Annotated in this window: 14 protein-coding genes; 5 read left to right on the top strand and 9 right to left on the bottom strand. The window is 70.1% G+C overall.

The window, feature by feature from the left end; genetic code table 11:
• Positions 1–53: 53 nt before the first annotated feature.
• The 5 genes from ACTWPV_RS41100 to ACTWPV_RS41080 all read right to left on the bottom strand — a co-directional run bounded on the left by ACTWPV_RS41100 (position 54) and on the right by ACTWPV_RS41080 (position 6,113).
• Positions 54–2,534, bottom strand: a complete 2,481-nt coding sequence (locus ACTWPV_RS41100; RefSeq protein ID WP_443155931.1) for a PEP/pyruvate-binding domain-containing protein — start codon at positions 2,532–2,534, stop codon at positions 54–56.
• A 180-nt stretch (positions 2,535–2,714) separates the two neighbouring features.
• Positions 2,715–3,350 carry a response regulator gene (locus ACTWPV_RS41095; protein WP_132604903.1) on the bottom strand — a complete coding sequence of 212 codons (636 nt, stop codon included), beginning with the start codon at positions 3,348–3,350 and terminating at the stop codon, positions 2,715–2,717.
• Between the two features lie 2 nt (positions 3,351–3,352).
• A complete protein-coding gene (locus ACTWPV_RS41090) occupies positions 3,353–4,648 on the bottom strand; it encodes a sensor histidine kinase (RefSeq protein WP_443155930.1) in 1,296 nt (431 codons plus the stop codon).
• 29 nt (positions 4,649–4,677) lie between these two features.
• Positions 4,678–5,400, bottom strand: a complete 723-nt coding sequence (locus ACTWPV_RS41085) for an ABC transporter permease (protein WP_443155929.1) — start codon at positions 5,398–5,400, stop codon at positions 4,678–4,680.
• Positions 5,397–6,113 carry an ABC transporter ATP-binding protein gene (locus ACTWPV_RS41080; protein WP_347647013.1) on the bottom strand — a complete coding sequence of 239 codons (717 nt, stop codon included), beginning with the start codon at positions 6,111–6,113 and terminating at the stop codon, positions 5,397–5,399. Before ACTWPV_RS41080 ends, ACTWPV_RS41085 begins: the two co-directional genes overlap by 4 nt.
• A 160-nt stretch (positions 6,114–6,273) precedes the next feature.
• Between ACTWPV_RS41080 and ACTWPV_RS41075 the strand changes: the two genes are divergently transcribed.
• Together ACTWPV_RS41075 and ACTWPV_RS41070 are read left to right on the top strand one after the other, a co-directional pair.
• Positions 6,274–7,119 carry an ABC transporter ATP-binding protein gene (locus ACTWPV_RS41075; protein ID WP_347647014.1) on the top strand — a complete coding sequence of 282 codons (846 nt, stop codon included), beginning with the start codon at positions 6,274–6,276 and terminating at the stop codon, positions 7,117–7,119.
• Positions 7,116–7,967 (top strand): ABC transporter permease, encoded by an 852-nt coding sequence (locus ACTWPV_RS41070; protein WP_347647015.1) that lies wholly within the window; start codon positions 7,116–7,118, stop codon positions 7,965–7,967. Before ACTWPV_RS41075 ends, ACTWPV_RS41070 begins: the two co-directional genes overlap by 4 nt.
• Before the next feature lie 468 nt (positions 7,968–8,435).
• On the opposite strand, the gene ACTWPV_RS41065 is transcribed toward ACTWPV_RS41070, so the two are convergent.
• From ACTWPV_RS41065 to ACTWPV_RS41055, 3 genes are all read right to left on the bottom strand, one after another.
• Positions 8,436–9,167 carry a 4'-phosphopantetheinyl transferase family protein gene (locus ACTWPV_RS41065; RefSeq protein WP_443155928.1) on the bottom strand — a complete coding sequence of 244 codons (732 nt, stop codon included), beginning with the start codon at positions 9,165–9,167 and terminating at the stop codon, positions 8,436–8,438.
• 132 nt (positions 9,168–9,299) lie between these two features.
• Entirely contained in the window at positions 9,300–9,962 is a 663-nt protein-coding gene (locus ACTWPV_RS41060) for a response regulator transcription factor (protein WP_347647017.1), read from the bottom strand.
• On the bottom strand, positions 9,949–10,935 hold the full coding sequence (locus tag ACTWPV_RS41055; RefSeq protein ID WP_347647018.1) for a sensor histidine kinase: 987 nt from the start codon (positions 10,933–10,935) through the stop codon (positions 9,949–9,951). Before ACTWPV_RS41055 ends, ACTWPV_RS41060 begins: the two co-directional genes overlap by 14 nt.
• Positions 10,936–11,711: 776 nt before the next feature.
• Here ACTWPV_RS41055 and ACTWPV_RS41050 point away from each other — a divergent pair.
• Both ACTWPV_RS41050 and ACTWPV_RS41045 read left to right on the top strand, forming a co-directional pair.
• On the top strand, positions 11,712–14,453 hold the full coding sequence (locus ACTWPV_RS41050) for an AAA family ATPase (RefSeq protein WP_443155927.1): 2,742 nt from the start codon (positions 11,712–11,714) through the stop codon (positions 14,451–14,453).
• A gap of 219 nt (positions 14,454–14,672) precedes the next feature.
• Positions 14,673–15,605 carry an aldo/keto reductase gene (locus ACTWPV_RS41045; RefSeq protein WP_443155926.1) on the top strand — a complete coding sequence of 311 codons (933 nt, stop codon included), beginning with the start codon at positions 14,673–14,675 and terminating at the stop codon, positions 15,603–15,605.
• A gap of 63 nt (positions 15,606–15,668) precedes the next feature.
• Here the strand turns inward: ACTWPV_RS41045 and ACTWPV_RS41040 are convergent, their stop codons facing one another.
• Positions 15,669–16,544: a UbiA family prenyltransferase gene (locus ACTWPV_RS41040; RefSeq protein WP_347647021.1), complete on the bottom strand. Its 876-nt coding sequence runs from the start codon at positions 16,542–16,544 to the stop codon at positions 15,669–15,671.
• 210 nt (positions 16,545–16,754) lie between these two features.
• On the opposite strand from ACTWPV_RS41040, the gene leuA reads away from it, so the two are divergent.
• Positions 16,755–18,425, top strand: a complete 1,671-nt coding sequence (gene leuA / locus ACTWPV_RS41035) for a 2-isopropylmalate synthase (protein WP_443155925.1) — start codon at positions 16,755–16,757, stop codon at positions 18,423–18,425.
• The last annotated feature ends 215 nt before the right edge of the window (positions 18,426–18,640 follow it).

Below are 18,640 nucleotides of genomic sequence, written 5' to 3'. Positions count from 1 at the left end.
AAAGGCGCCGGGCTCCCCGTCGAGCCCGGCGCCTTTCGCGCGTCCTCCGACGTTCAGCTCATCACGAGCTCGCCGGCCCGCTCCCGGATCACCTCGACGGTGCCGGCGCTCCCGTCGACGCGGATCCGGTCGCCGTCCCGCAGCAGCATGGTGGCGTTCCTGGTGCCGACGACCGCGGGGATGCCCAGCTCGCGCGCGACGATAGCGGCGTGCGACAGCGGCGCGCCGACGTCGGTGACCACCGCCGCGGCGCGCGGGAAGAGCAGCGTCCAGCCCACGTTCGTCACGGTCGTCACCAGGATCTCGCCCTCGCCCAGCCGGTCGCCGTCCGCCACGGAGGCGAGCACCCTGGCGGTCCCCTCCACCACGCCCGACGCGCCGGGGAAACCGCTGATGGTCCGCGACGGGGGCACCACGGTGGCGGCGGCGTCGAACACGTCACCGCGCCGGCCCGGGTCGGCGGCCCACCGCTCCGGGTCGAACCGGCCGCGGATGATGCCGGGGTACGGAGGCAACGACCGGTACAGCTCGTACGCCGCCCGGCGCCCGGCCACCCGCGTCAGCGGCCGTCCCGAGCCGCGCAGCACGTCGATGATCTCGCCGATCGTCAGGAAGAACAGGTCGTCGCCGTGCCCGGTCACCTCCCCGGCCCGGACCACGAAGTCGCGCACCATCCAGAAGCCCCGCATCATCTCCGACCGGGTCTCCTCGCGGGAGCGGACGATGGCCTCCCAGCGGTCGATCCTGCGCCGGAACTTCTCGGCCTTCCTCGGATGGCGCTCGCGGAAGCGCCGCCAGGCGGCCTCGCTCGCCTCGATCTGGCGGTCGAGCAGCTCGGCCGGGTCGACGGTGAGCCCGGCGAGCTGGTCGTCGAGCCACGCCGGATCCTCCACGGGCCGGGCCACCGAGATCTCGAACTCGTCGGGGCAGCGGTGGCCGTAGGAGCGGACGTACTCGTCGCGGGTGATCTCGCCCCGCTTGAGCCGGGCCAGGCCGAGCAGCGGGCCGAGGCTCTCGAGCCGGCCCTCTCCCGACTGGATGCCGGACATCAGCACGGTGGCGTCGGCCTCACCGACCAGCTCGGCCAGCTGGGCGCCGAGGTAGATGAGCGAGCCGGCGTCCTGGCGGGCCGCGGCGGCGAGCATGCGGTTGCACTGGCTGAATCTCGGCTCGACGTCGCTCTCCCACAGCGCGACCAGGTCGTCGCCGGCGGCGATCGCGGCGCGGATCTCCTCCGTACGCCGCTCCGCGTCCGCGATGTAGGCCGGGATGTGCTCCACGAGCTTCTGGATCTCGCGGCGGCCGCCCAGCATGGGCCTGGCCGCCCTGAGGGTCTGCCAGCGCGTCATCGGCAGCAGCGGCGTCTCGACACCTTCCGGCAGCCTGCCGTAGATCGGCTCCTGGGTGGCCTCGATCTTCTTGGTGATGCCGAGGGCCTTGCCGAGGGAGGCGTTCACGCTCATGTTCATGTAGACGCGGCCGCCGATGTTGCCGCACATGGGGTGGCCGCCGAGGTCGCCGACGACCATGATCTCGGCGATGAACGCCTGCACGAGCGACCAGGTGCACGGCGTCATGACGCTGGGGATGGCCTCGCCCAGGTTGCCGTTGCTCCACAGGTAGTCGCCCTTGACGGAGTCGTTCCACACCTCGCGCCTGCCGGTGATCGGCCGGGCCTGGAGGATGTGGGGACGCCCGTCGTGCAGCGCCCACTCGACGTCCATCGGGCGGCCGTACAGCTCCTCGATCGTCATCCCCAGCTCGGCCAGCCGCTCGGCCTGCGCCCAGGTGAGGACGGGCTCGTCGCGCAGGCCGGGCGGGACAGGGTCCTCGCGCGTGCCGTCAGGCGTGCGCACGGTCATGACGGTCTTGGACGCGATCGTCTCGTCGACGACCGTGCGCTCGGCGCGGTCGAGCGTGATCGTGTCGGGCGTGACCAGGCCGCCGACGACCGCCTCGCCCAGGCCCCACGCGGCGTTGATGGTCAGCCGGTCGCGGTCCTCGGTGAAGAGCACCCCCGCGGCGTCGGCGGGAACCAGCTCCTGGACGACGACCGCGATGGCCACCTCGTCGCGCGGGATGCCGTGCCGGTCGCGGTAGGCGATGGCCCGGTCGGTCCACAGGGAGGCCCAGCAGCGCTTGACCGCGTCGAGGAGCTGCGCGGCGCCGCGGATGTTGAGGTAGCTGTCCTGCTGGCCGGCGAACGACATCCCCGGCAGGTCCTCCGCGGTCGCCGATGACCGCACCGCGACCGCGGGCTCGTCGCCCAGCTCGGCGTACGCGGCCAGGATGTCGCCGGCGATCTCCGGCGGCAGCTCGCGGGCCGCGAACAGCGTCCGGATCTGCTCGGCGTCGCCGGTGAGGATCGCGTCCCGCAGGCCGTGGCGGTCCACGAACGCGCGGTAGGCGCCGGTGGTGACATGGAAGCCCGCAGGCACCGGCAGGCTGGCCCTGGCCAGGTGGGCGAGCGATTCGCCTTTTCCGCCGACGACGTCGAGTTCGGCCCTCGGATCAGCCAGGGCAAGCGTGTTCATACGCGATCTCCATTCCGATTCGGCGGCAGGCCGAAGACGCGAGTCAGGGAAGGGAAAAGCCGGAGGTCAGGCTCTGACCACTTACCTGACTCGTCGCTGGGAAAAAGGGAAAAGAGGGAACGGCCGCCTCTTCAACGGTAGGAAATCGCCGGCGGGCGGCCCACCCCTAGGCGCCCTTAATCAGCCGTCGGCGCCGGGCCTGAGCAGGCCGGTCTCATAGGCCACCGCGACGGCGGCGGCGCGGTCGTTCACCTCGAGCTTGGCGAAGATGTGCAGCAGGTGGGTCTTCACGGTGGCCTCGGTGATGAACAACTTCCTGGCGACGTCGCGGTTGGTCGCGCCCCGCGAGATCAGCGACAGGACCTCCAGCTCGCGGCGGCTGAGCATCTGCTGCTGCGGCGCGCGGATCTTCTGCGTCAGCACCCCCGCCACGGACGGCGACAACACCGTCTCGCCGCGCGCCGCGGCCTGCACCGCGCTGCGCAACTCGGCGCGCGGGGTGTCCTTCAGCAGGTAGCCGGTCGCGCCCTCCTCGATGGCGGGCAGGACGTCGACGTCGTTGTCGAACGTGGTCAGCACGAGCACGCGCACGCCGGGCGACTGCTCACGCAGCCGGCGGATGAGCTCGGCGCCATTCATCTTCGGCATGCGCAGGTCGGTGAGCACGACGTCGGGGTTGGTGCGCTGGACCACCGCCAGCGCCTCGAAGCCGTCGCCCGCCTCGCCGACCACCTCGAACTCGTCGTCGGTGAAGATGCCCCGCAGTCCGTCGCGGACGACCGGATGGTCGTCCACGATGATCAGGCGAATCGGCATGGTCACCCGGCGTCTCTCAGGCGGTCGGACGGTTCTGACATGGCGTCGGACATGGCGTCGGACACGGCGGCCGCGGGGATGGCCGGCACGGTCGCGGAGATGCCGGTGCCCTCGCCGGGCGCCGACTCGATCTCGAAGTCGCCGGCCAGCCTGGTCACGCGCTGGCGCATCGCGATGAGCCCGAACCCGCCGGCCTCGGAGGCGGGCGCGTGGGAGGAGATGTCGGGCGGCCCGGGGACGAATCCGGCTCCGTCGTCGCGTACATCCAGCACCACGACATCTTCCATGTACGACAGGGTGAGAGCAACTCGTCCGGCCGAGGCGTGCTTGGCGACGTTGGACAGCGCCTCCTGCGCCACCCGCAGCAGCGTGATCTCGACCTCGGCGTGCAGCGGCCGGGCGTCGCCGTTGACCGACAGGGAGGCGGCCACGCCGGTCGTCTCCGACCACCTGTCGGCGACGTCGCGCACGGCGGCGGGCAGCTGCGAGCCGGCCAGCGGCGCGGGGCGCAACGCCTGCACCGACCTGCGGGCCTCGTTGAGGTTCTCCCTGGCCAGGGTGCGTACGGTGTCGAGGCGGGCGAGCGCGGCCGGTGTGTCGTCGATCGCCTCCTCGGCGGCCTCGATCTGGGTGACGATGGCGGTCAGCCCCTGGGCGATGGTGTCGTGGATCTCCCTGGCCATGCGCTGCCGCTCGCCGAGCACCCCCGCCTCGCGCGCCTGGGTGAGCAGCCGGGCCTGCAGGCTGGCGTTCTCCTCGGCGAGCGCGGCCAGCTTGGCGCCGGTCTCCCGCAGCTGCTCGATCATCACCTTGCGGCTCTCGTTCTGGTCGGAGATCGTCTGGATGACCAGCCCGATCGCGGAGGCGATCAACGCGGCTATCAGGAAGGAGAAGAGCATCTCGCCCGGGCTGCGCCCGGCCTCCGGCCGCATGGAGACCAGCACCCCGGCCGTCGCGGCCACCCCGCCGTAGGCCCACCAGCGGGGCAGCAGCCTGAACGACTGGATGAACGCCGCCGGGCCGGTCACCGTGAAGACCGAGTCGATGCTGACCAGCGCCCCGATGGCGGCGAGCAGGACGGCGAAGTAGACGATCGCCACCACCGGGTGCCTGGTCCAGTCGGGGTGCACGCCGATCAGGAACCAGTGCCAGGCCATCGCGAACGACGCCAGCACCAGCGTGTCGAGCCGCCAGTTCTGGGCCAGCGAGAAGGCGGCGGGCAGCAGGATGAACAGGTAGGGGAGCGCGGGCCAGACCCGGTCCCAACGCGAAAGGCCGGGTCCGGTGGAGGCGACCACCGATCCCGACCCTTCACGGCGGGCGCTGCTTACCACCGGAACGCCTTGACCGCGATGCTGGCGGTGACCAGGCAGATCCCCATCATGACCAGCATCGCCACGGGGGAGGCCGCGTGGCCCTCCCAGCCGTTGCGGATGGTCTGCACGGCCGGTGCCATGGGCAGCATGTCGCCGATGGCTCGCATCGAGCCGCCCATCGACTCGCGGGGGATCACCGCGCCGGAGATGAAGACCATCGGGAAGAAGACGCTCAGCCCGAGCACGGTGGCCGTGCGGCCGGAAGGGACGACGGCGCCGAGCAGGAAGCCGATGCCGCTGAGGCTCAGCGCGCCGAGCACCCACGCCAGCACCACGATTCCCGGGTTCGCGGGGGCGGACAGGTCGTAGCCGATGGCGCCGATGGCGATGAGCAGCACCGTGCCGAGAAGGGCCATCAGCATGTGGGCGATCCACTGGGCGCCGAACAGCATGCCGGGGGAGGCGGGGGTGGCGAGCAGCCGCTTCAGCACCCGGCGCTCGCGGTACTGCGCCAGGGTGGCCGGCAGGATGACCAGCGTGGCCAGCCCGATGACGAAGATGCTCAGCATCGGCACGTTGGCGTCGACCGACGGCAGCCCGCCGGGAAGGGGCTTGCCGTTGCGCAGCTTGACCCAGATCATGATCGTGGGGAAGGCCAGCGCGAAGAACGCCGACATCGGGTCCCGGATGATCAGCTTGAGCTCGACCGCGATGACCTGTGTGATGCCTTTCATGCCGCCTGCCCTCCCGTCAGAGCGAAGTAAGCGTCCTCGAGCGATTCCGTGCGGCCCTGGGTGATCAGCTCGCCCGGGGTTCCGTGGGTGATGACGCGGCCCTGGTCGATGATCGCCATGCGGTCGCACAGCGCCTGGGCCTCGTCCATGAAGTGGGTGACCAGCACGACGGTCACGCCGCGGTCGCGGACCTCGCGGACCAGGCCCCACGTCATGCGGCGGGCGGACGGGTCGAGGCCGGTGGTGAGCTCGTCGAGGAAGACGACCTCCGGGTTGCCGACCAGGGCCAGCGCGATGAACAGGCGCTGCTTCCAGCCGCCGGACAGGCTCGCGAAGCTGGATCGCTGCCGTTCGGTCAGGCCCCACTCGTCCATGAGCTTGCGCCAGTCGGCCGGCTTGTCGTAGAAGGAGGCGTACATCTTCAGTGCCTCGCCCACCTTCAGCGCGTCCGGCAGGGCGGCCTCCTGGAGCTGGACACCGATGCGGGGAAGCAGTTCGCGACGGTCGCTCTGGGGGTCGAGGCCCAGGACCCGCAGGACGCCGCCGTCCCGCTCGCGCAGGCCCGACATGCACTCCACCGTGGTGGTCTTGCCCGCTCCGTTGGGGCCGGCGATGCCGAAGATCTCGCCTTGTTCCACCTGCAGGGACACGTCCGTCAGCACCTGGCGGCCTTTGTAGCTTTTACTCATGCCCTCGATTTCGATGACTGTCATGTTTAAAGAATCATCGGGATCAGCCGCGTGCGACATCCCCCGAACGGTTGATAGGGGGTCAGCCTCCCGATTCCGGGTCCGACCTGCGGAATGGCTTCACGACCAGGTGAAACCCTAAATAGGGGTGTCGTACGCGGCGCTGATCCCCAACTCTGAATGCATGAGCGATACAGCGGTGCGCGTGCGTGAGCTGCGCAAGCGATACGGCGACCTGGTCGCCATCGACGGCGTTGACCTGGATATCGCCCGTGGCGAGGTGTTCGCGCTCCTCGGCCCCAACGGCGCAGGCAAGACGACCACTGTTGAGATCCTGGAAGGCCATCGCCGGCGAGACGCCGGCGAGGTCAGCGTGCTCGGCGAGGACCCCGGCGTGGCCGGCCGGGCGTGGCGCTCCCGTCTCGGGATGGTGCTGCAGTCGGCCACCGACGCCGCGGAGATGACCGTGCGCGAGATGGTCCATCACTACGCCCACTACTACCCGAGGCCCCGCGACCCCGAGCACGTGATCGAACTCGTCGGGCTCGCCGGCAAGGCGGACGCCCGCACGCGCAACCTCTCCGGAGGTCAGAGGCGCAGGGTCGACGTGGCGCTGGGCGTGCTCGGCAACCCCGAGCTGCTCTTCCTCGACGAGCCGACCACCGGTTTCGACCCGGAGGCCCGCCGCCAGTTCTGGAGCCTGATCTCCCGGCTGGCCGACGAGGGCACCACCATCCTGCTGACCACGCACTACCTGGACGAGGTCGAAGCGCTGGCCAACCGGGTCGGCGTGATCGTGCAGGGCAAGGTCGTGGCACTGGGCGAGCCGGCCACGCTGGCCGGACGCGCGCAGGCCATGGCGACCGTCAGCTGGACCACCGCCGACGGCGACCACAGCGTGAAGACGGCGACGCCGACGCAGGTCGTCGCCGAGCTCAGCGGCCAGTTCGACGGCGAGATCCCCGAGCTGACCGTGACACGTCCGTCTCTCGAAGACGTCTACCTCGGCCTAATCGGAGATCACTCGTGACCACCACGTTGTCAAGACCACCGGCCCGGACGGCCGCCGCGACGGCGGCGCCCCTGCCCAGCGCCGGCCGGCTGGCTCTCAAGCGAGGTGCGCTGGAGCTCAAGAGCTTCTTCCGCACCAAGGGACAGTTCATCGTCATCTTCTCGCTCCCGGCGATCATGCTGATGCTGCTCGGCGCGATGCAGTCAGGCAAGCCGGACTTCAACGGCGTCACCGGCGCCCAGATCCTCACCGCCGGCATGATCGGCGCGGGCATCATGGGCACGACCTTCCAGAACCTCGGGATCAACGTCGCGCTGGAGCGCCACGACGGCACGCTGAAGCGGCTCTACGGCATGCCCATGCCGCGGATCGCCTATTTCGGCGGCAAGGTCATCCAGGTCCTCGTGTGCATGGTCGCCGAGGTCGCCCTCCTGGTCGTGGTCGGGGTGCTGATGTTCGGCGTGCAGGTGCCCGGCACGCTCGACCGGTGGCTGACCCTCGCCTGGGTCCTCCTCCTCGGCGGCGTGGCCTGCACCCTCCTCGGCATCGCGGTCGGCAGCCTGCCGAAGTCGGCGCGCGGCGCGAACGCCATCATCACGCTGCCCTTCCTCATCGTGCAGTTCATCTCCGGCGTCTACATGCCCTTCTCCGACGTGCCCGCCTTTCTCCAGTTCATCGCGTCCCTGTTCCCGCTCAAGTGGATGACCCAGGGCATGCGTTCGGTGTTCCTGCCCGAGCACGCGGCGGCGCTCGAACCGGCCGGCTCGTGGCAGCTCCCGCTGATCGCCCTCGTGCTCGCCGCCTGGTGCGTCGGCGCGTTGCTGCTGTGCATGAAGACGTTCCGCTGGACCGCCAAGGACAGCTGACCGTAGTGGCAGGACAGGATTGCGCGGATTTGCTGACGAGGGGAGGGGAGCGCGGCGCGGACGAGTCCGGGTGACGGTGGCGGGTCCTTGAGGACGCCACCGTCATCCTCATGTCCGGCCGCATGAACGGCGGTGCTCGTACGCGGTGCGGTGTCCCTGGACGGGATACGGCGCCGCCTTCCGCTGCGGGGGCGTGGCCGCCGGCCCTTCACAGCCGGCGGGACGCCCTGGGACGGGCGCTGGAGAAGGTCCCCCGGACGAGCGCGCCGGAGAGGATCCTCGGACAGGACGCCGCAGAAGGGCGCGGACCCGGGGCCGCGGAATGGCGCCAAGGCGGGCGCGGGGGCGGGAGCCGGGGCTGCAGAAGGGCGCGGGACCGGGCGCCCGGGCCGGGCATGGCGGGCGTCGGGTACGGCCTGCCGCGCCTCCCGGCCGGGTCAGGTCCTGACGGCGGCCGCGTACGGCGCGTCAGGCCCTGACCGGCTGCGGCACGGGTCGCCTGAGCACCGGGCGGTGGCGGCGGGAGGCCGTGCTGGCGGCCATGACGATGGCGGTGAGGAGCAGCCCGTCACGGGCCATGTACTTGCCGGTGAAACCCGTCAGCTGCTGCCCGCCCACGTGCGGGCCGGTGACCAGGAGCCGGGCGGAGAAGGCGCCCAGGACGGGGTTGAAGGACAGGATCGCGTCCTCGAAGTCCAGCCACCGCTTGGCCAGCGGGAACCAGGCCTTGTAGACCGACTCCTTGGCGGAGAACAGCAGGCGGTCCCAGGCGACCTCTGGGTGGTCGGCGGCGAGCGCGCGCAGGGCTTTGCGCTCCTCGGCCAGGGAGACCGCCTCCAGGACGCCGTTCGACAGCGGCTCGTTGGGTTCGGCGTCGATGCCGATCGTGATGGTGTCGCCGCCGGGGCTGACGACGGCTCCGCGGTAACCCGCGCAGTGCGTGATGCTGCCCACGAAGCCCTTGGGCCACTGGGGCTCGCCACGCAGGCCGGGCAGGAGGGGCTGCGCCGGCAGGCCGAGCAGGCTCATGGCCTGCCTGGCGCACATGCGCGCCGTGACGAACTCCTTGCGCCGGGTCTCCACCGATCGGCTGATCACCTCTTCTTCAGCGGGGAAGAGCATCGCGTCGTGGTCGTCGAACGTGTCCACGGCCACCACCCACGGGGGGAGGATGCTCCCGATCAAGGCATTGGTGTTCACCCTTCCAAGCTAGATACGGCCTTGCCGGGAGAGAACGTTTGACCAGGTCTTCTCGGGCCGTCCGGAGCCGGTTGCGGGGTGAACCCGCCCTCAGAAGGGGGTGCGATCGACGCAAATTGTCCACATTTATGGTCAATTGTCGGATCGTGCCCGCGATGGCGTGATCAGCGAGGCGTCGATCGCGCGGTTGACGGCGTCGATGCGCGACGCGGCCCCCAGCTTGACGAAGATGTTCCGCAGATGGCGCTTGACCGTGGCCTCGGTGGTGTTGATGCGGGCGGCGATCTGCCGGTTGCTGAGCGCCTGCGCCGCCAGTTCGAGGACCTCGCGCTCCTTGCTCGTCAGCACCTCGGCGGGCGCGCTCTCCATCTGCGCCAGGCTTTCGCGGGAGACGGCCAGGACGATGCGGTCCGGCTCGTCGTGCACGCTCCGGATCGCCGACACCAGCTCGTGCCAGTGGACGCTCTTGAGCAGGTATCCGCGGATGCCGGCGGCGAGGAGCCTGCGCAGCAGCTGCGGGCCGTCGTACATGCTGAGGATGATGATCTGCGTGTTCGGGACCTGGCTGCGCAGCCGCGTCACGGTGTCGGTGGCCGAGTCGCCTGGGATCTCCACGTCCAGCAGGAGGATGTCCGGCTTCTTGTCGGCGACCAGGCGGAGGGCGTCGTCGGAGGTGCCCGCCTCGCCCACCACGGCCAGCCCTTCCTGGGCTTCCAGGATCTCCCTGAGTCCTTCGCGGAACAGGGCGTGGTCGTCCACGATGGCGATCGTGGTGGGCGGGTCACTCCTGATCATCGAGGCGCCTCTGGATGGGCACGGCGAGATCGACCCTGGCGCCCCTGCCGGGCTTGCTGGCGATCGTCACCGTGCCGCCGAGTAACTGGGTGCGCTCCCTGATGGACGACAGCCCGAGGCTGCCCTTCGGCGGCTGGCCGTCCGGATCGAAACCGCAGCCGTTGTCGATCACGCACGCGACCAGTTCGTGCGGCGCGACGTCGATCCTGATGAGGATGGCCGACGGGTCCCCGTGGGTGAGCGCGTTGCGCGCCGCCTCACGCAGGATCAGCAGGCACTCCTCGCTGACGGTCGGGGGCGCCCAGGTCTGGTCGCCGTTCACGATCAGCTCGATCTGCACGTCGTCCGTCCCGATGATGTCCAGGTAGCTGAGCAGCCCCTTCTCCAAGGTGCTGCCCCCTGGGGGATGGAGGTCGGAGGTGACCTGGCGCAGGCTGTACATGGTCTCCTGGATGGCCTGCTGGGCCATCTCCAGCTTGGCCAGTGCCTTCGCCGGTTCCCCCGGGCGGTACATGTTCGACAGCTCCAGCTGGCGCTGGGCCACGCTGAGGCTGTGGCCGATGCGGTCGTGCAGCTCCCTGGCGATCCGCCGGCGCTCGGCCATCTGCGCCTCGGTCACCTTGTTGAGCAGGATGCCGGTGTAACTGTTCGCGGCCTCCCTGATGCGCAGGGAGATGCTCTGTTCCAGTGCCGTCACGACGAGCCTGAGCATGTGAGCGGCATGGGTGTCGTCCTGGAGCCGCTGGCTCAGCGTGGCGAACGCCGCGCGGAAGAACACCGAGGCCGCCATCAGCGACTCTCTCGGATGGACGCCCGCCGACGCCCGTGCCACGCCGATGTCCCAGGCCAGGAAACGGGACGTCTCGTCGTCGTCCTGCAGGCGTCCCGCACGCAGTGCCCCCGCCATCTCCGTCAGGATCTGGCCTGCGTTCGTCATGACCTGGGCTTTCGTCACCTGATCATTGATCAGCACGCTACCGATGGCCGCAAGTCCCTGCTCGTACTTGCTCAGTATGTCCGCTCGGCACTCCTCGATAAGGCTCGCCGGCCCCGTAGCGTCTTGCTCACCCGTATGCGCAATTTCTCCCACCGTGTCCCCTTGGAGAGTGCACGAATGCTTACATCTTGGGTCAACACTGGTGAGTAGGCAACTGTATGCCGATGGCGGGCATACGCGGAGTGTCCTCCGAGCGACCCTTGTCGGCCCCGTGACCTGCTGAAACGGGGCGCGACATGGAAATGTCAATATTGCGTGAACGGCGCGCCGCAGGCCCTGGCTGGCGCGCCAGCCCGTCGGAGTGGCGCGACGGGGCAGCGGTACACATGAGCGCGACTCGTATTAGCGCGATTCACGTTAATGACTCATAACGATACTCGTCGGTAAGGTTTGGGGCCTCTCCACCCCCTCCCGCGTGCGCCGGCGGCGGGGCCCGCGGGCCCGGGGATCCGCCGGGGGCGCGCCGCCCGGCGCGGGCCCGCGATGACTCGGACCTGGGCGTGGTCCGAAAGTTGAAGACCGGCTGGTCCATACGGAGCGACCCGCGTTATTAAGGATAAGCCGTATTGTGAGCCCCCAGAGCCGCACCTAACGTGATGAACGTCAACCCAGAAACGGGTGCGGAAGGGGTTGAGGTCATGCGGCGGGTGCGACAGTCCAAGACATCGAAGCCGAGAAAAGAGCAGAAAAGCTCGTTGGACCTCAGAACTCCTTCCGGTCGTAAATTGCCTTTCTAAAAGGGGTGTCCAATCATGGGGCTGTTCGAGAGAGATGCGGCCATGACCTCCATGCACGGCCTCCTCGCCGAGGCCGTTGGCGGCAAGGGCAGGGTCGCGATGGTGACGGGGGTCGTCGCGACCGGCAAGAGTGAGCTTCTGCATGCCTTCGCCGAACAGGCACTCGAACGGGGTGCTCTGCCGCTGGTGGCGTCCGCCACCCAGGCGGAGAGCGATATTCCGCTGGGCGTGCTCGGCCAGCTCTTCCAGAACGCGCCGCTGCGCGAGGACGTGCGCGCGGTCGCGGCCGACCTGCTGCGGGAGGGCGCGGAGATGGCCTCGCCCGCCAAGGGGGACCGCGTCGAGCAGGTGGACGTGCAGATCGTGCACTCGCTCTGCGCGGTCCTGCTCTCGCTGGCCGAGCGCCATCCGCTGGCGATCGTCGTCGACGACGTCCACCTCGCCGACAGGGCCTCGCTGCTCTGCCTGTCCTACCTCGTCCGCAGGTCCAGGTACGCGCCGCTGGTAGCGGTCTTCAGCCAGGCCGAATACCGCCAGCACATGCACGGCTTCTTCGCCACCGAGATGCTCCGCCAGCCCCACTGCACCGCCGTCAGGCTGGCGCCGCTGTCGTACGGCGCCGCGCTCAGCATGACGGCCGAGCGCCTGGGTGAGGCGGCGGCCAAGGAGGTGACGCCGGAGTGGCACGCGCTCAGCGGCGGCAACCCGCTCCTGCTCCGCGGGCTGATCGAGGACCACGAGAGCGGCGGGAGCGCTCCCGCCGAGCGCTACGGCGAGGCCGTGCTGTCGTGCCTGCACCGGGCCGACCCCGGGCTCATGCAGGTCGCCGGCTGGCTCGCGGTGCTGGACGACCCGGCGCTCCTCGAGCGCCTGCTCGGCTCCGACTCCGCGACGATGGCGCACGCCATGCACTGGCTGGAGACCGCAGGCCTGCTGGAGTCGGGCCACTATCGGGCCGAGATCGCCAGGAGGACCGTGCTGGCCGAGCTGAGCGACGAGGTGCGCCGCAGCGTGCACCGGCGGGCCGCCGAGCTGCTGCACGAGGAGGGCGCCGACGACATCGCGATCGCCGAGCACCTGCTCGGCGCCGACGCGACCGACCTGCCGTGGGCCGTGCCCGTGCTGGAGGCGGCGGCGCTGAGCCGGCTGGACGGCGGGTCCGTCACCTCGGCTGTCGACTACCTGAAGCTCGCCTGGCGCGGCTGCACCGACGAGCGGCACCGCACCACCATCGCCACGGTTCTGATGCGCGCCGAGTGGCGCATCAACCCCAGCACGCCGGCCGAGCACATCGCCGAACTGACCGACGCCCTGCACAACGGGACCCTGCGCGGCAGCGACGCGGTCGTGCTGGCCAGGGCGCTGCTGTGGCACGGCAAGGTCGACGACGCCTGCCAGGTGCTCGAGCACCTGAAGGAGAGCGGCGACACCGAGCCGCAGACCGTGGCCGAGCTCATCGGCACCCGGCTGTGGCTGCGCTGCTCCGCGCCGCCGCTGCTGGCCCACGTCAACAGGTCGACCAGCGAGCAGGCCAGGGAGGCCGTGCTGCCGGTACGCGTGAGCCGGCGGCTCGAGTCGATCAACGCGCTGATCTCGGTGCTCACCCGCGGGCCGCGCGAGCGCGTTCTCGGCACCGTCGAGCGCATCCTGCACAGCTCCCGCCTGGACGAGATGTCCATGGACACGGTCGAGAGCTCCCTGCTCGCGCTCACGTACGGTGGCTGGCCGGACAAGGCCGTGCCCTGGTGCGACGCCTTCATCGAGGAGGCGCAGTCCCGCAGCGCCCCTGCCCGGCGCGCCCGGCTGACCGCGATCCGCGCCGAGATCGCCATGCGCCGCGGCGACCTCGAGACCGCGGCGTCGTGCGCCCGGCAGGCCCTGGAGATCATCCCGCCCGCCAGCTGGGGTGTCACCGTGGGCGGCCCGCTGGCCAACCTGATGCTCGCCAGCACGGCCATGGGGCAGTACGACCAGGCGCTCGCCCAGGTCAACACGCCGGTGCCGGACGCCATGCTGCAGACCCGCTTCGGACTGCACTACCTGCACGCCCGCGGCCGCTACCACCTCGCGGTCGACCACCCGGCGGCGGCGCTGCGCGACTTCCGGTTCTGCGGCGAGCTCATGGCCGAGTGGGAGATGGACACGCCGGGATTCATCGCCTGGCGTACCGACGCGGCCGAGGCGCTCATCAGGATGGGCGAGCAGGCGGAGGCCCGCGCCCTGATCGAGGAGCAGCTCTCCCGGTGCGGCCCGATGGCCTCCCGTACGCACGGGATCGCGCTGCGCCTGCTGGCCGCCACGAGCGAGCTCCGGCACCGGCCCATGCTGCTGCGGCAGTCCACGGACCGCCTGCAGGCCTGCGGTGACCGCTACGAGCTCGCCCGGTCGTTGTTCGACCTCACCGAGGCCTTCCACAGCGTCGGTGAGTTCCGCCGGGCGGGGATCATCGCCAGCCGTACGCGCATCCTCGCGCAGGAGTGCGGCGCCCAGCCGCTGAGCCACGCGCTGGACGGCGACGGAGCCGCCGCCGAGGGGCAGGGCTCCGAGATCAGCAAGGTGGTGGCCATCCTCAGCGACGCGGAGCGACGCGTCGCCGGCCTGGCCGCGGTCGGCTACACCAACCGGGAGATCGCCGCCAAGCTGTTCATCACGGTGAGCACGGTCGAGCAGCACCTGACCCGCATCTACCGCAAGCTCGGGATCACTCAGCGCTCCGATCTCCCTCCCAATCTGGAGCTCAGCCCCACCCTGCGCTGACCTCTTGAGCTCCTCGAGCTGCCCACCGCGCGGATCCCGCGTGGTGGGCAGCGACATTAACAATGTGTATAACGAAGAGTTGCGTACAGTGTCAAGTGCGGATAAAGCGCAATGAGGTTTCCCATATTCGCCCGGTGTTCCCGGGGGATAGGGGTTGTGGCGCGAACTTGGCCCACAGATCGTATGTAGCAACGGTGAGGGCCAATGGGAGGGGGTGTCGTGGACAGCAGAAGGCTGGGCGACACAGGGCCGATCACCTCGTGTCTGGGCTTCGGATGTCTGGCTCTCTCCGGCGTGTACGGCGAAGCGGACCGTTCGGAGTCGCTGGCGTTGCTCCACAACGTGCTCGACACAGGTGTGACCTTGCTCGACATGTCCGACGACCACGCCCACGGTGAGATCGAACGGCTCGTCGGCGAGGCCGTCAGGCCCTGGCGCGACGACGTCCTGCTCTCGACCCGCACCCTCCAGCGCCGCTCGGGACACGTGCCGCTGCGGCACGCGTGCGAGGCCTCGTTGGAACGGCTGGGCGTCGACCACGTCGACCTCTACGTCGTCGGCAGGGAGCCGGGCGCCGTGCCCGTCGAGGAGACCGCGGGCCGGCTCGGCGAGCTGGTGGCGGCGGGCAAGGTGCGCTACGCGGGCCTGACAGGGGTGACGGGGGACGAGCTGCGCCGGGCGCACTCGGTCCATCCGATCACCGCCCTGGCCATGGAGTACTCCCTGTGGCACCGTGACGCCGAGCTCGACCAGCTGCCGGTGGCGCGCGAGCTCGGCATCGGGCTGATCGCCGGCCGGCCGCTGGGCCGCGGCTTCCTGGCCGGGCGCGGCGGCTCCGCCCGCGAGCTCGACCCGGGAGACGCCCGCCGTACCGACCCCCGGTTCGACCCGGCCAACCTGCCGGGCAACATCGCCAGGCTCAGGAAACTGGAGGCCGAGGCGGCGACCATGGACGTCAGCACCGGCCGGCTGGCGCTGGCCTGGCTGCTGGCCAGAGGGCCCGACGTGGTGCCCGTGCCCAGCACCCGCGACCCGGTCCACCTGGAGATGAACGCGGGTTCCGTCAGGCTGCTGCTGACCGACGCGACGTGCCGCCGGCTGGAGGCGGCCTTCCCGCACGGCGCGGCCGCCGGAGCACCGCTGCCCGGTTAGCCGGGCCGATCGGTCAGGCCCCGTCAGTCAGGCGGGACTCGCCGGCGGCCACGGTCAGAGGGCTCAGACGAGGGTCAGGATCACCAGGCCGTGCAGGGCGTACTGCGTGGCCATGAAGGCGCCGTACGGCTCGCGGCGGCGCCCCTGGACGCACAGGACCGTGATGGCGATCGCACCGGCGACCATGGCGAGAGCGCTGGGCCACAGCGGCAGCTCCAGCAGCAGCACCGCCGCCGTGAACGCGAGCGCCAGGCCGATGGCGACGGCGCAGATCGCCCGCCGCAGGGCGTCCTCGCCGTGCGTGACCGCGAAGGTCGTCCGGCCGGCCTGCGTGTCGCCCTCGATGTCGGGCAGGTCCTTGGTCGTCGACCCCACCAGCGCGGTCCAGAGCGACGCCGCCGGCACGAAGACGACCAGCATCAGGGAGACATGGAACTCGCTGGCGTAGGAGAGCGCGCCCGCGACGTAGGTGAGCACGGTGGCGGCGCCTCCGGTCAGGACCGTGCCGCCCGAGCTGCGCTTGAGCGGGAACGGCGGGCCCGAGTACAGGTAGCCGAGCACCAGCACGACCGTGAGCAGCAGGCCCATCCGCGGGTCGAGCGCGAAGCCGCTGAGCAGGCTGACCAGCGCCGCGCCCACCGCCACCGCGGTGGCGAAGGTGGGCGGCAGGTCGCCTCTGCAGATGGGCCTGCGCGAGCCGTTGAGGCGGTCCTCGGAAACGTCCATCACGCCGTTGAAGAGATAGACGGAGAAAATCATCAGCACCCATGTCAGGGCGCCCCAGGCCGTTCTGCCGAGATGCCCGTCGGCGCCGGCGACCTGCGCGCACAATGCGGTGCCGGTCAGAAAACGCAGTAAGAAGATTATTTGCACAGAAGGGCGAGACTCTGCCAGACACAGACCGCCGCGCCGCAGCGCCACGGTTTCGATGGTCGCCATGATCGGATTGTGCGCGACCGCCGGGAGGCGGAGAAGGGGGGTGCGCCTAAAGATACCGGGGTGGGCACTCTCGATACCCGGGCGGATATCTATGGGTAAGGACCGGCACTCTCATGATCCTCGCCCTATTCGGCGGCGCCCGGCCGATTGTACGTTGTGATCGGAGATCTCCTACAGGCAGACCATGACCAAGGCGAAGGAGATTCAACCATGGTCCCGACCCGCCCCGTAGAGCGCTATTCGGACTTTACTCCGTTGGCCCTGGCCGACCGTACGTGGCCGGACAAGAAGATCGTATCAGCGCCGCGCTGGCTGTCGACGGACCTGCGCGACGGCAACCAGTCACTGGCCAATCCCATGTCGCCGGCCAGGAAACTCCAGATGTTCGAGCTGCTCGTCGACATCGGCTACAAGGAGATCGAGGTCGGATTCCCGGTGGCCAGCCAGGACGACTACGACTTCGTACGCCTGCTCATCGAGGAGAACCGCATCCCCGACGACGTGTGGATCTCGGTGCTCGTGCCGGCGCGGGACGAGCTGATCGAGCGTTCGGTGAGCGCGCTCGCGGGGGCGCCGCGCGCCACTTTCCACCTTTACAACGCGACCGCGCCGCTGTTCCGGCGCGTGGTGTTCGACATGGACCGCGCGCAGTGCAAGGACCTGGCCGTGCAGGGCACCCGGATGATGATGAAGTACGCCGAGCGCGACCTGGCCGGCTGCGACCTGCGCTACCAGTACTCGCCGGAACTGTTCAACGAGACCGAGCCCGACTTCGCCCTCGAGGTCTGCGAAGCGGTCATGGACGTGTGGGAGGCCGGCCCGGGACGCCCGATCATCCTGAACTTCCCCACCACCGTGGAGCGTTCCCTGCCGTCGGTGTTCGCCGACCAGGTCGAGTGGCTGGACCGCCACCTGTCCCGCAGGGAGCACGTGTGCCTGTCCATCCACCCGCACAACGACCGCGGCACGGGGGTTGCCGCGGCCGAGCTGGCGATGCTGGCAGGCGCCGAGCGGATCGAGGGCTGCCTGTTCGGCAACGGCGAGCGGGCCGGCAACGTGTGCCTGGTGACGCTGGGCATGAACATGTTCACCCACGGCGTGGACCCCGAGATCGACTTCTCCGACATCGACCGCATCCGCGGCACGGTCGAACACTGCAACGAGATCCCCGTGCACCCCAGGCACCCGTACGGGGGCGAGCTGGTCTACACCGCCTTCTCCGGCTCGCACCAGGACGCGATCAAGAAGGGGTTCGACGACCTGGAGCGCCGGGCCGCCGGGTCCGGCGTCGGCGCCGACGAGATGCCGTGGACCATGCCGTACCTGCCGGTGGACCCCAAGGACGTCGGGCGCACGTACGAGGCGATCGTGCGGATCAACAGCCAGTCGGGCAAGGGCGGCATCGCGTACATCATGAGCGCCTGGCACGGGATGGAGCTCCCTCGCGAGCTGCAGCGGGAGTTCGCCAGGCTCGTGCAGGAGCGGGCCGACCTGCGGGGCAGCGAGCTCTCGCCCGACCAGGTGTGGGAGCTGTTCCAGGAGGAGTACCTCTCCCGCGACGAGCGGTCCGGCGCGCTGGGCGCGGGCGGCGACCGGATCACCGCGACGCTGCACATGGACGGCCAGCGCGAGCAGGCCGTGCGGGCCATCGGCGCCACGCTGGCGCCCCTGGGCGTGGACGTGCGCGCGGTGCACCGGTCCGGCGGCGCCGAGCGGGTCGCCAGCATGGAGACGACGGTGTACGCCGAATGCAAGGTGGACGGCGAGACGGTCTGGGGGGTCGGCGTCGCCACCAACGTGGTGGACGCGACCCTGATGGCGGTCGGCTCGGCCGCCAGGAGGAGCGGGCGGACGGAGGTCAGGCTCGCGAATGCAAGCTGACGCCCAGCGCGCGACAGAAGCCCGGCAGCGGCCGCCATCAGGCGGCCGCTGCGGCGTTTCCACGGCGCGGCGCGCTCGGTGGCCGATGATTCCCGGGCACGACGAAAGCCACCGCTCATTTTCTCGATGAGCGGTGGCTTTCGTTCTCGGAAGGCCTCGCAAAAGGGGTACGACGTCTAGCTCAATGCCTCACCTCGCCGGCGGGATAAACACCT

It is taken from the genome of Nonomuraea sp. KM88 (assembly GCF_052245635.1).
Lineage (GTDB): Bacteria > Actinomycetota > Actinomycetes > Streptosporangiales > Streptosporangiaceae > Nonomuraea.
The sequence above is the reverse complement of the archived record's forward strand: the minus strand, read 5'-3'. Positions and strand labels throughout refer to the sequence as shown.